The sequence below is a fragment of the Paramesorhizobium salinisoli genome (assembly GCF_003335045.1).
In the GTDB taxonomy this organism is placed as follows: domain Bacteria; phylum Pseudomonadota; class Alphaproteobacteria; order Rhizobiales; family Rhizobiaceae; genus Paramesorhizobium; species Paramesorhizobium salinisoli.
Genome location: NZ_QOZG01000004.1, coordinates 81,567 through 93,049, shown reverse-complemented (window position 1 = coordinate 93,049; position 11,483 = coordinate 81,567). Strand labels below are relative to the sequence as shown.

General features: G+C 58.5%; 13 protein-coding genes. 2 read left to right on the top strand and 11 right to left on the bottom strand.

Features of this window, described 5'->3' with window-relative positions:
• Positions 1 to 77 precede the first annotated feature (77 nt).
• From DUT91_RS10100 to DUT91_RS10065, 8 genes are all read right to left on the bottom strand, one after another.
• Positions 78 to 1,193: a branched-chain amino acid ABC transporter substrate-binding protein gene (locus DUT91_RS10100; protein WP_114440286.1), complete on the bottom strand. Its 1,116-nt coding sequence runs from the start codon at positions 1,191 to 1,193 to the stop codon at positions 78 to 80.
• Between the two features lie 161 nt (positions 1,194 to 1,354).
• A complete protein-coding gene (locus DUT91_RS10095) occupies positions 1,355 to 1,717 on the bottom strand; it encodes a DUF6867 family protein (protein ID WP_114440665.1) in 363 nt (120 codons plus the stop codon).
• Positions 1,718 to 1,786: 69 nt separating this feature from the next.
• Positions 1,787 to 2,518, bottom strand: coding sequence for an ABC transporter ATP-binding protein (locus DUT91_RS10090; protein WP_114440285.1), 732 nt, complete (start codon positions 2,516 to 2,518; stop codon positions 1,787 to 1,789).
• Positions 2,518 to 3,573, bottom strand: coding sequence for an ABC transporter ATP-binding protein (locus DUT91_RS10085; protein WP_425373777.1), 1,056 nt, complete (start codon positions 3,571 to 3,573; stop codon positions 2,518 to 2,520). Before DUT91_RS10085 ends, DUT91_RS10090 begins: the two co-directional genes overlap by 1 nt.
• Entirely contained in the window at positions 3,573 to 4,952 is a 1,380-nt protein-coding gene (gene livM, locus DUT91_RS10080) for a high-affinity branched-chain amino acid ABC transporter permease LivM (protein WP_114440284.1), read from the bottom strand. The genes DUT91_RS10085 and livM overlap by 1 nt, the downstream gene beginning before the upstream one ends.
• Before the next feature lie 2 nt (positions 4,953 to 4,954).
• Positions 4,955 to 5,863 carry a branched-chain amino acid ABC transporter permease gene (locus DUT91_RS10075; RefSeq protein WP_114440283.1) on the bottom strand — a complete coding sequence of 303 codons (909 nt, stop codon included), beginning with the start codon at positions 5,861 to 5,863 and terminating at the stop codon, positions 4,955 to 4,957.
• A 389-nt stretch (positions 5,864 to 6,252) separates the two neighbouring features.
• Entirely contained in the window at positions 6,253 to 7,254 is a 1,002-nt protein-coding gene (locus tag DUT91_RS10070; protein ID WP_114440282.1) for a 4-hydroxyproline epimerase, read from the bottom strand.
• Between the two features lie 12 nt (positions 7,255 to 7,266).
• Positions 7,267 to 8,526 carry an NAD(P)/FAD-dependent oxidoreductase gene (locus DUT91_RS10065; RefSeq protein WP_114440281.1) on the bottom strand — a complete coding sequence of 420 codons (1,260 nt, stop codon included), beginning with the start codon at positions 8,524 to 8,526 and terminating at the stop codon, positions 7,267 to 7,269.
• Between the two features lie 196 nt (positions 8,527 to 8,722).
• Here DUT91_RS10065 and DUT91_RS10060 point away from each other — a divergent pair, with 196 nt between their 5' ends.
• Entirely contained in the window at positions 8,723 to 9,442 is a 720-nt protein-coding gene (locus DUT91_RS10060; RefSeq protein WP_425373776.1) for a GntR family transcriptional regulator, read from the top strand.
• Between the two features lie 85 nt (positions 9,443 to 9,527).
• Here the strand turns inward: DUT91_RS10060 and DUT91_RS10055 are convergent, their stop codons facing one another.
• The gene (locus DUT91_RS10055) at positions 9,528 to 9,803 is read right to left on the bottom strand and encodes a hypothetical protein (RefSeq protein WP_147272172.1); all 276 of its coding nucleotides are present in this window, start codon (positions 9,801 to 9,803) and stop codon (positions 9,528 to 9,530) included.
• Positions 9,804 to 10,056: 253 nt separating this feature from the next.
• Here DUT91_RS10055 and DUT91_RS10050 point away from each other — a divergent pair, with 253 nt between their 5' ends.
• On the top strand, positions 10,057 to 10,368 hold the full coding sequence (locus DUT91_RS10050; RefSeq protein WP_114440279.1) for a hypothetical protein: 312 nt from the start codon (positions 10,057 to 10,059) through the stop codon (positions 10,366 to 10,368).
• Positions 10,369 to 10,395: 27 nt separating this feature from the next.
• On the opposite strand, the gene DUT91_RS10045 is transcribed toward DUT91_RS10050, so the two are convergent.
• A complete protein-coding gene (locus tag DUT91_RS10045) occupies positions 10,396 to 10,845 on the bottom strand; it encodes a MarR family winged helix-turn-helix transcriptional regulator (RefSeq protein WP_114440278.1) in 450 nt (149 codons plus the stop codon).
• A gap of 221 nt (positions 10,846 to 11,066) precedes the next feature.
• Positions 11,067 to 11,474 carry a F0F1 ATP synthase subunit epsilon gene (locus DUT91_RS10040; RefSeq protein WP_114440277.1) on the bottom strand — a complete coding sequence of 136 codons (408 nt, stop codon included), beginning with the start codon at positions 11,472 to 11,474 and terminating at the stop codon, positions 11,067 to 11,069.
• Between the last annotated feature and the right edge of the window lie 9 nt (positions 11,475 to 11,483).

Here is an 11,483-nt window from a genome sequence, read left to right as displayed (position 1 = left end):
GTTGATAGCTCTGCGAAAAAAGAGAATGCCCGGCGCGAAGGCCGGGCATTCATCTTTATGGGCTCTATGAAAAGAGCTTACTGCTGGATGTAGGTATACTTGCCGTCCTCACCCTTCTTCCACTCGTACATGACGTAGCCGGGAAGCTTCGGATCGCCCTTTTCGTCGAAGGAAATATCGCCGAGAACGGTCTTGAAGGTTTCCGTACCCTTCAAGGCTTTCGCCACTTCCTGCGGATCGTTCGATCCGGCAGCCTTGGCGGCGGCGGCAATCGCCTGGACGCCAGCGTAAGAATAGAGCGTGTAGGCTTCTGGCTCAAAACCGGCATCGCGGAATTTCTTCACCAGTTCGGCATTGTCCGGATTGACGCGCGGGTCGGGACCGAACGTGTTGAGCGTGCCCGCAACGGCGTCGCCGGCGATCGAGGCAAGCTCGTTGGAGACGATGCCGTCACCGGAGATGAACTGGACCTTGAGGCCCTGATCGGCGAGCTGGCGCATGATCAGGCCGGCCTCGGTGTGCAGGCCACCCCAGTAAACGACAGTAACGCCTGCCTGCTTCGCCTTGGCGATAAGGGCGGAGAAATCCTTCTCGCCGACATTCACGCCTTCATACATTACTTCCTTGACGTCAGCTGCGTTGAGCGCCTTTTTGGTTTCATCGGCGAGGCCCTGACCATAAGGGGTCTTGTCGTGAATGACGGCGATCTTGGCATCCTTGAAGTGGTCGGCAATGTACTTACCGGCGATGGTGCCCTGCTGGTCGTCACGGCCGCAGGTGCGGAAAGTGTTCCACAGTCCGCGCTCGGTGAAGACGGGATTCGTCGAAGCCGGAGTCACCTGGAGAATGCCGTTTTCGGCATAGACATCGGAAGCCGGGATCGAAACGCCGGAATTGAAGTGGCCGATGACGAACTTGACGCCGTCAGCAGCGAATTTGTTGGCGACCGAAATGCCCTGCTTCGGATCGGATACGTCATCGCCGAGAACGACCTTGATCTGCTCGCCATTGAGGCCGCCGGCAGCGTTGATCTCGGCAATTGCCGCTTCGGCACCCTTCTGGATCTGCGCGCCGTAAACAGCGTTCGGGCCGGTCAGCGGTGCGCCGATCCCGAAGAGAACATCAGCCCAGGCGCTACCGCCGCAGGCAAGCATCGCCACAAGTGCAACGCCGGAAAAAAGTGACTTCTTCATATAATTAGCTCCCATTCTTCTTACACCCCACGCGATGCGTGCCGCACCGCTTGTTAACACACTTGCCGATTTCCCGGCGCTTGTCACGCTGATTCAGTTGATGCCAGCGCGATTGGTTGAAGCATGATCCGGAAAGTTTGATCCTGCTTTTAAAAACCGATTTAGGACGCCGGGCTGCCCTTCTTTTCCTTCCACGAGAGCGGAGAGACCTTTTCGTATAGCCAGCTATACTGCCGTACCATTTGATTGGTGCGCGTGTAGCGATAACCAATCGTGCCAATGATCATCAGGATGATCGTGTCGACGACATAATAATGCAGCGACAGCATGCTTCCGCCAAAAAGCGCATAGTGAATGAAGCGCACGGCTATGCCGAGCGGGATCATGTAGAGCACGAAGCCGATATAGGTTCGCCAGGTCTGGGCACAGGCCCGTCCCGTCATCCATGCCGCCCAGCCGCCCAGGATGCATGTGACGAACAGGAACAGCAGGAACGAAGGTTCCTCATAGAGAATGCCTTGCATGGCCATGTCTCCCTTAGAGCATGATCCCCGAAAACGAGTTTTCGGATAAGATCATGCGGCTGAACAAAATTAGTGCCGTCCACCTTCGAGATAGGCGGCGCGGACTTCCGGATTGGCGAGGAGTTCCTTTCCGGAACCACTCATAGTGATGGAGCCGTTGACCATGACATAGCCACGGTCAGCCAGTTTCAGCGCACCAAATGCATTCTGCTCGACCAGGAAGACGGTCAGCCCCTTGGTGCGGTTGAGTTCCTTGATTGCCTCGAAGATCTGCTTGACGATCAATGGCGCAAGACCGAGCGAAGGCTCGTCCAGCAACAGGAGCTTGGGGCGCGCCATCAGCGCACGGGCAATCGCCAGCATCTGCTGTTCGCCGCCCGAAAGCGTCCCGCCGCGCTGGTTGATACGCTCCTTCAGACGCGGGAACAGATCGAACATCAGCCGCACGTCCTCGTCGAAATACTCCAGATTGTCGAGGCTTGCACCCATCTGGAGATTTTCCTGCACGCTCATGCGCGGGAAGATGCGGCGCCCTTCCGGTGACTGCGCTATGCGCAACCGCGCGATCTCGTACGGCGGCAACTGCGTAATGTCCTGCCCGGCAAAGATGATCTTGCCTGTGCGGGCGTGCGGATTGCCGCAGATCGTCATCATCAGCGTCGACTTGCCGGCGCCGTTGGCCCCGATGAGCGCGACGATCTCACCTTCATCGACCGTGATATCGACGCCTTTCAGCGCGCGGATATTGCCGTAATAGGTCTCGACATTCTCCACTTTGAGAAGTGCATTTTTAGCTGACATCACTTGCTCCCCCCGGAAGGCTTCTTTGCCCGAGCAGACGTCTTGCGCGCCGACACAGGTTTGGCAGCAGTTGTCTTCCGCGCGGGCTTCACTTTGGGCTCGCCCTTGGTGACCGCCTGCTCCTTTGCGATCTCTGCCACGGCCTCCTTGGCCAGGCGGGCGACCGCGATGTCGGCCGGATCTGCGCCGGTGGGCGCCGCCACCTCATCGATCAGCTCGGCGATCTCTTCGTCCTCGACCCCCAGATAGGCCGCGATCACCTTCGGATCATTGCGGACCATTTCCGGCTTGCCGTCGGAGATTTTCGTGCCGTATTCAAGCACCACCACGTGGTCGGAAATCTCCATTACCACCGCCATGTCATGCTCGATCAGCAGGATCGACGTGCCGGTTTCGTCACGTATGTCGAGCAGGAGCTTGTTGAGTTCCGCCGATTCGCGAGGATTGAGGCCAGCGGCGGGCTCATCGAGGCAGAGCAGTTCCGGGTCCGTGCACATGGCGCGCGCGATCTCCAGTCGACGCTGGGCGCCATAGGGCAGATCGCCCGCCGGATCGTCCGCCCGGTCGATAAGATTGATCTTCTCCAGCCAATACCTTGCCTTTTCGGTCGCCTCAACCGACGCCCGCTTATACCCCGGCAGACCGAGAAGTCCGAGGATCGTATAACCCGATGATTTCATCAGCATGTTGTGCTGCGCCACCAGCAGGTTTTCCAGCGCGGTCAGCCCTGAGAACAGGCGGATGTTCTGGAACGTCCGCGCCACCCTCGCCTTATGGGTGATGAGATAATCCGGCAGCCGCTCGAGGAGATATTTCTCACCGTTCTGCCTCGACAAGGTGAGCATCCCGCCCGTCGGCTTGTAGAAGCCCGTGATACAGTTGAACACGGTCGTCTTGCCCGCGCCGTTGGGGCCGATGATCGCGGTGATATCGCCGCGCCTTGCTTCAAGGCTCAGATCGTTGATGGCCACCAGCCCGCCGAACTTCATCGACAGATGTTCCACCTTTAGAATTGGGTCCATTGATTGACCAGACATGCTTTGTGTCACCGACATCAGCCGTGCCCCTCCTTGGTGAATGCCCCGGAGACCAGCTTGCGTTTATGCAGGAATGCGCTTGGCTCACGGCTTCCGACGAAGCCGCGCGGCTTCCACACCATGACCGTCACCATGGCAAGGCCGAAAATCAGCATGCGATAGAGTTCGGGCGTAAAGTTTGGACCGAAGACGAACTTGAGGAATTGCATTTCGCGCAGGATTTCCGTGCCGCCGATCATCACCACTGCTGCGACGGCGATCCCGATGAGTGAGCCCATACCGCCAAGGACGACGATCGCAAGGACCACGGCGGATTCCAGGAACACGAAGGATTCCGGGCTGACAAAGCCCTGCCGGGCGGCAAAGAACGAGCCCGCAAAGCCGCCGAACATGGCGCCTGTGGCAAAGGCGGTAAGCTTGGTTGTCGTCGTGTTGATGCCGAGAGACCGGCAGGCGATCTCGTCTTCGCGCAGCGCTTCCCATGCGCGACCGACCGGCATCCGCCGCAGCCGGATCGTTACCCATGCAGTCAGGAGCGCCAGGAACAGGATCAGGTAATAAAGGAAGATCTTGTAATAGGCGGCCGACAGCGGCAGGCCGAATATAGCCGCGAAGCCATTTGGGCCGGCGGTGAACGGAATGCCGAACAACGTCGCCTTGGCGATACCGGAAATGCCGAATGTGCCTTTCGTCACCGCCGTCCAGTTGATGAGGACAAGCCGGATGATCTCGCCGAAGGCGAGTGTCACGATGGCAAGATAGTCGCCGCGCAATCGCAGGACCGGAAAGCCGAGAATGACGCCCCAGGTCGCCGCGAAGATGCCGGCCATCGGCAGCAGGACCCAGAATGAAAGCCCATAATAGGTAGACAGCAGCGCATAGGAATAGGCGCCGACCGCGTAGAAGGCGACATAGCCGAGGTCGAGCAGCCCCGCGAGACCGACGACAATATTGAGCCCCCAGGCAAGCATCACGTAGATCAGGATCTGGATGCCGAAATTATCGACCCATTTCAGCGATCCCTGCAGGCCGACCATCAGCACGATGAGAACTGGATAGATCAGCAGGAACAGAATGGCCAGTTGCGAGAAATTGCGCCTGAAGAAGGAAGGCTCCCCCCCCTCGACTGTCTCAACAGCTTCCCGCGCCTTGAGGCGGGCCGTCAGCCAGGGCGAAATGAAGGCTTTGAAGAGGAACCGGCCCACGGCGGCAATCGCCACCATGATGGCCAGAAGCCCCCAGCGCTGGGTGAGGATGAGCTCATTGCTGATGTTCTGATCCGTACGAAAACCGATGATCAGTACGAAAAGGCCGAAAGCGATGATGCCGGCTATGATGCCTTCGCGGATGGCCGAGGGAAAAACGGATTCCGAATGCGGCTTTGAGAGTTCGGCCATGATTACACCTTTTCGACTTCTGGACGGCCAAGAATGCCGGAAGGCATGAAGATGAGCACGATCGCGAGAATGGAGAACGCCGCCACATCCTTGTAGTCGATGGAGAAATAGGCGGACCACAAGGCTTCGATGAGGCCGATGAGCAGACCGCCGACGACAGCGCCGGGAATCGAGCCGATACCGCCGAGCACTGCGGCAGTGAACGCCTTGACGCCGGGGATGAACCCGTCGGAAAACGAGATCACGCCATAGAACATCAGATACAGCGTGCCGGCGACGGCGGCGAGTGCCGCGCCCATGACGAAGGTCAGCGAGATGGTCCGGTCGACATTGATGCCGAGCAGCGCAGCCATCTTCCGATCCTGCTCGCAGGCCCGCTGGGCACGCCCGAGCGATGTACGGTTGACCAGATACCAGAATGCCGCCAGCAGAACCGCCGTCACCACGATGATGACGATCTGCTTCAGCGAAATGGTGATGTTGGTGCCGTAGATCGTAAAGCCGCTATTGACCAGCGACGGGATTGGCTTGTTGCGCGGCCCCTGCGTCACCTGCACGAAATTGGAAAGCGCGATCGACATGCCGATGGCCGTGATGAGCGGCGCCAGGCGGAACGATCCGCGCAACGGACGATAGGCGATCCGCTCGATGGTCCAACTCCACAGGCTGGTCAGGCACATGGACACAATCATCATCAGGAGCAGCGCCAACACGACAGGCACGCCACCGACGAATGTGGTCAGTATCAGAAAGACGATAAGCGCCATGAAGGCGCCGAGCATGAAGATATCGCCATGCGCGAAATTGATCATGCCGATGATGCCGTAGACCATTGTATAGCCGATTGCGATCAGGCCATAGATCGAGCCCAGCGTCAGCCCGTTGATCAGCTGCTGGATAAAATATTCCATCGAAAAGCCACCCTTATTACGATCGGGACGTTATTTCCTGCCTTTTCAGGCGGTTCCCTTTTCGCCGATCTTTCCCTACACCTAACCGCTGCAACGCGGAAAGCAACCGTTTTTATCTCAGACGAAGGACCAATAAGCCGAGCTTCGCATTCTACAGTGTCTTCCCCCGAAAAACCCCTTAGATACAAAATTTTTCTCTAAGATTTTACAATGAAGCGGGAACTCCCCCATTCCGCCGACGGGCGGCTATACCGAGGTCGGCTGGGCGGGACTGGTCGGAATGCGACATGGAGCGCCGCGCGTCCTGTCCGACGCGTAAAGGAGGCTCAACACCCGGAAATCCTGCATCATTTCATCCCTGAACCGGGTCGGGTTTTACTGCACCAGCTTCAAACGACAACGAAACCATGCGCGAACGGGTCGCGGTCGTCGATGAAGATCGTGTTGTAGCCAGTCATCCGGGCCCATCCGGCGATGGAGGGAATGATCGCCGGACGTCCCGCCACCTCCACCGCCTTCTCGACGCGCCCGTGGAAAAGCGAGCCGATGATCGACTCATGGACGAAATCGTCCCCGGGTTTCAGCAGACCCTTGCCGGCGAGTTGCGCCATGCGGGCCGAGGTTCCGGTACCACACGGCGAACGGTCGATGGCCTTTTCGCCGTAGAAGACCGCGTTGCGTGCATGCGCCTCGGGCATGGTCGGCTTGCCCGTCCACAGGATATGGCTGAGGCGGTTGATGCCAGGGTTCTCAGGATGGACGAATGTATAGAGTTCGTTCAGCCGCTGGCGCAAGACCGGACTCCATCCGATGAGATCGAGCGCGCGATAATCCGCCATGTCGGCATAGTTTTCCTGGGGATCGACAATGGCGTAGAAATTGCCGCCATAGGCCACATCGACGCGCAGCAGCCCAAGATCGGGGCACTCCACCTCCAGCCCTTCAGCGTAGAGGAAAGCCGGAACATTGGTGATCCGCACGTTTTCGACATATTGCCCCTTCTGCTCATATTCCGCCACGACCAGCCCGGCCGGCGTGTCGAGCCGCAGGACCCCTGGCGTTTTCGGCGTCACCAGTCCGTGTTCGATCGCCATCGTCACCGTGCCGATGGTCCCGTGCCCGCACATTGGCAGACAGCCGGAGGTCTCGATGAACAGGACGGCGACATCGCAATCGGGCCTGGTCGGTGGATAGAGGATGGAGCCCGACATCATGTCGTGGCCGCGCGGCTCGAACATCAGCCCGGTGCGTATCCAGTCATATTCGCGCAGGAAATGCGCCCGCTTCTCCATCATGTCGGAACCCTGCAGATTGGGTCCGCCGCCCGCCACCAGCCTTACCGGATTGCCGCAGGTGTGCCCATCAACGCAGAAGAAGGAATGCCTGGCCATTGTCTGTCAGCCTCAGAAACGTTGCGGATTGAAGGGTGTAAGATCGATTGCCGGAGTTTGCCCGGAAACCAGGTCGCGGATCAAGCGGCCGGTCGCTGCGGACTGGGTCAATCCCAGATGCCCATGGCCGAACGCATAGAAAACATTCGGCAAGTCTTTCGCCTTGCCGATAGCGGGAAGCGAATCCGGTAATGACGGCCTGTAGCCCATCCATTGCCGCCCGCCGCCCGTCTGTAAGCCCGGCAGGAAAGTTCCCGCTTTTTTCAGCATCGCCTCCGCCCGTGCATACTTGGGTGGCAGGCGCAGACCGCCGAACTCAACCGCACCGCCGACGCGAATACCGCTCTCAAGCGGCGTCATGACAAAGCCGTGGCCCGAAAAGATGAGCTGGCGCCGCAGGTCGAAGCTTCCGGCGGGAAGCGTGGTATTGTAGCCGCGCTCCGTCTCCAGCGGTATGATATCGCCACACTGCTGCGCAAGCTGATGCGACCACGCGCCCGCTGCAATGATAAGCTTGCCCGCCGACAATGCGCGGCCATCCGCCAGCCTGATCACAGAACTTCCGTCGGAAGCGGCAAGCCCTTTGACGTCTCCCTTGGTGAAACGGGCGCCGGCACGTTCCGCATAGGCCCATAATGCCTGCCCCAGCAACTTTGGATCGCTCACTGTCTTCCAATCCGGCACGAAGCTACCGACGACGAAGCGCGGCGAAAGCCCCGGCTGGTATTCTGCGAGTTCCCGGCCCCTTATGTGCCAATAGGCGATGCCTACCTTCTCCCGTGCATCCCAGCCCGGCTGCGCCGCCTTCAGTTCCGCCTCGCTTTCATAGAGCTCCAGCGAGCCATCTTCACGCAGCATGGAGGAGAGGCCGGCTCGCTGCATCAGCGACAGCATCTCGGTTTCTGCAAGCTGCATCATCATTGCCTGCGCCCGCAGGCTGTTCGCCTGGGCCGACGCACCGCTCGCCCGCCAGAAACGGTAAAGCCAGGGTACCAGCTTCGGCAGATAGGACGGACGAATGGTTAGGGGGCCCAGGGGATCGAGGAGCCAGCCGGGCATTTTGGCCAGAACGCCTTTTGAGGCGAGAGGCAATATGTCGGAAAAGGCGAGCGCTGCAGCATTGCCCGAACTCGTTTCCTCGCAGATCCCCGTACGGTCAATGACCAGCACCTGATGGCCCGCCTCGGCGAGAAAGGCCGCGATAGAGATACCGACGATGCCCGCACCGATGATGATGATTTCATGATCGTGTGGGTTTTCGGAGCCGGGCATGCTGCTTCTTCCTGCTGAGAGATACGCTCACACATGAAGCCTTCCTCCCGACGGAGAAAGGCGTCGGATCACCAGAACGCTGAAATGAGAAGCGCAAAGCGATCTCCTTATTGATATATCAGTGATATATCTTACGATAGAGGGCCGTCAAGCCCCATCGGAAGAGACCAGATATAGGGAGGAACACAATCGATTGATGAAGACGGTGAAACAGTGGCGGGGGCTGGAAAGCCTTCCAAACGGAGTTCTTTCAACGGGAAGCATGTCCGCCAGCTTGCAAAGCGAAAGCTTGGCCGAGCAGGCATATCGCACGCTCGAACTCATGGTCGTCACACTTGTGCTCGAACCCAATATGGTGGTCAACGAACGCACGCTGATTGAGCTGACGGGCATGGGACGCACGCCCGTTCGCGAGGCCATTCAGAGGCTGGCGTGGGAAGGGCTGATGGAGGTGCGCCCCCGCTCCGGCATCGCCATTACGCCGCTTGACCCGAAGGATTTTACAAAAGTGCTTGATGCGCGAGAGGGCGTCGAGCAAGTGCTGGCGCGCGACGCCGCGCGGCTTGCCACCCCACGCGACCACGCGCGTTTTCAAGTTGCCGCCGACGCCATGCGGGATGCAACCCGAAACGGTGATGTCGGTAAGTTCCTGGATGCGGATAAAGCGCTTGATGCGGTACTCGGCCAAGCTGGAGGCAACGTCTTCGCTGCACGTCTTGCAGCGCCTCTGCAAACCCATAGCCGCCGCTTCTGGTTTCGCCTGAAACCAGATGACGGCATCGCCGCCTCGACCGATGCCCACATCGGACTGATCGAAGCGATCATCGCACGCACCCCGACAAACGCCATGGCTGCCGCCGCGGACCTGATCCGTCATCTGCGAACGCTTGCACCATCGAGCACATTGAAAAGATGAGCCGCTTGAACTCAATCCCGTTGCGACCACAACAAAACGGCAGGGGCTATTTCCCCTGCCACTTTCGACCATTCATCCCGATCTTCTACAGATCCTGCGCCATAGTGGCCGTCGGTCCAACATAGTCAGCATAGGAATCGCCGTTTACATTGTCCTGCCAATCCACCACGACGGCTTCGCCGGGACGGATATTCGGATGAAAGTCTGGATTGAGGATAAATGACGCGCCACTGTCGAGCGTCACCACCCGGCTGTCTGGGTCGTACATCTTCACTTTGCCATAGGTGAAATCTTCTGCCTGAGCACTGTAAGCGGACAAGCAGAGAACGGCTGCAGCGGTAGCAAGAATCTGAATGCGCATGGAAAAATCCTCCATAAGCGACGGCCGCCTTTTCACGCCCGTCGAGACGAGCCACGAGGTCCCACTGGTAATGGCATGCAGCCAGCGTTTCCGGGCTCAGGAAGCATACTTTGCCCGAAGGAAAGCAAATCCGTGACCACGCCAATCAACATCTTTCACTTGTGTTCACGCGAAAGCGACCGGAACCATCTGATCAGACACCGCGTTACGTTCATTGGTGCTTTAAGCGTCAAGCAGACAAAGGAGACGACATATGGCTTCACCGGGAACCAAGGCACGCGGGTTCAATAGCAAGGATCTCGAAAGTCAGATCGCCGAATTGCGCAGGGAAGTTTCCGCTATCTCCGAAGCTCTTTCCGGGCAGGGCTTCCATATCCTGGATAGCGCGAGGGATACCGCCGCCGATGTCTACGATCTTTTACGGACAAAGGGCGCAAAAGCTGCGCATGCGGCAGGCAGGCAAGCCCATCACGTGGCCGATACGGCGCGCGAAAGGCCGCTGGCATCAGCAGCCGTAGCCATTATCGGCATTGGCCTTCTCGTCGGCCTGCTCTCGCGGCGCTGACCCCGTTAAGATACCACAAGAATTCGATCAGGCACCCGGCCGGCCGGTGTTGTCGATCGAATGACCCATGGCGTGCAGGACACGCACCGTGGCTGCGAGATCGTCATCACTGACGGAATCGAGGAGGTCATGGCGCACATTTTCGGCGAGCTTGACCACCAGTTCGGCCTGTTCCCGTCCGGCGCGCGTCATGACGATTTGCTTTGCCCTGCGGTCGCCTTCGACAGCGCGCCGTTCGATGAAGTTCTGCTTTTCGAGGCCGTCGAGAAGCCGCACCATTGTGGCGTTTTCGATCTCCAGCACCTCTGCCAGTTCTTTCTGGTAAAGGCCTTCCTGATTGTTGAGGACAAGGAGTATGCGAGCTCGCGCCAGCGTCAAACCCTGCTCCTTGACCCGTCCGTCAAAAAGCGTACGCAGCTTTCGGCTGACCTTTGAAAGCGCATCGACCATCTCTGAGCGAAGTTCGTTGGTTTCCATGATCGCAAATCCAATATATGTAGTATACTAATGATTACTAAGCCACTATATCCTGTGGCGAATATTTTCAAGTAAAGATTTCGTTCTCACGCAAGTGTGAATAGGAGAACTGATGTGCCCGCGCTTTCTCATCTGCCTTCACCGGGTATGACGTCCACGGGCATCATAGCCACAATAAAAAAGCGGCCGAAGCCGCTTTTTCGATTGAATGTGGGGTCTTATCAGGCCGGAAGAACCGAGCCTTCGAGCGTCATCAACTGATGCAGAAACTGTTCTGCTTTCGTGCGCTGCTCATGCGTCGCCGCACCGTCCAGATCATCGCGTGCACCCTGGATGCGGTTGCGAAGCTCGTCGCGATTCAGATCGTCGACGTGGACGGCTGATTCAGCGAGAACCGTGCAGGCTTCCTGCGAGATATCGGCAAAACCGCCGAAAACCACATAAGACTCCTGCTTGCCGTCGCTGAGCTTCACCTGGATGACCCCGGGCTTGATGGTGGTCATGAGGGGAGCATGGCGGGCCATGACCGTCATGTAGCCCTCACTTCCGGGGATCACGACTTCAGTGACCTCCGCAGAGAGCAGAAGACGTTCCGGCGACACCAGTTCGAAATGGAAGGCTTCGGCCATGTTCTTTAC

Bases quoted from the DNA above. Each gene is read 5' to 3' on its own strand.
- DUT91_RS10100 (WP_114440286.1), bottom strand. From the start codon at position 1,193: ATGAAGAAGTCACTTTTTTCCGGCGTTGCACTTGTGGCGATGCTTGCC.
- DUT91_RS10095 (WP_114440665.1), bottom strand. From the start codon at position 1,717: ATGCAAGGCATTCTCTATGAGGAACCTTCGTTCCTGCTGTTCCTGTTC.
- DUT91_RS10040 (WP_114440277.1), bottom strand. From the start codon at position 11,474: ATGGCCGAAGCCTTCCATTTCGAACTGGTGTCGCCGGAACGTCTTCTG.
- DUT91_RS10085 (WP_425373777.1), bottom strand. From the start codon at position 3,573: ATGTCGGTGACACAAAGCATGTCTGGTCAATCAATGGACCCAATTCTA.
- livM (WP_114440284.1), bottom strand. From the start codon at position 4,952: ATGGCCGAACTCTCAAAGCCGCATTCGGAATCCGTTTTTCCCTCGGCC.
- DUT91_RS10065 (WP_114440281.1), bottom strand. From the start codon at position 8,526: ATGCCCGGCTCCGAAAACCCACACGATCATGAAATCATCATCATCGGT.
- DUT91_RS10060 (WP_425373776.1), top strand. From the start codon at position 8,723: ATGAAGACGGTGAAACAGTGGCGGGGGCTGGAAAGCCTTCCAAACGGA.
- DUT91_RS10050 (WP_114440279.1), top strand. From the start codon at position 10,057: ATGGCTTCACCGGGAACCAAGGCACGCGGGTTCAATAGCAAGGATCTC.
- DUT91_RS10045 (WP_114440278.1), bottom strand. From the start codon at position 10,845: ATGGAAACCAACGAACTTCGCTCAGAGATGGTCGATGCGCTTTCAAAG.
- DUT91_RS10070 (WP_114440282.1), bottom strand. From the start codon at position 7,254: ATGGCCAGGCATTCCTTCTTCTGCGTTGATGGGCACACCTGCGGCAAT.
- DUT91_RS10090 (WP_114440285.1), bottom strand. From the start codon at position 2,518: ATGTCAGCTAAAAATGCACTTCTCAAAGTGGAGAATGTCGAGACCTAT.
- DUT91_RS10055 (WP_147272172.1), bottom strand. From the start codon at position 9,803: ATGCGCATTCAGATTCTTGCTACCGCTGCAGCCGTTCTCTGCTTGTCC.
- DUT91_RS10075 (WP_114440283.1), bottom strand. From the start codon at position 5,863: ATGGAATATTTTATCCAGCAGCTGATCAACGGGCTGACGCTGGGCTCG.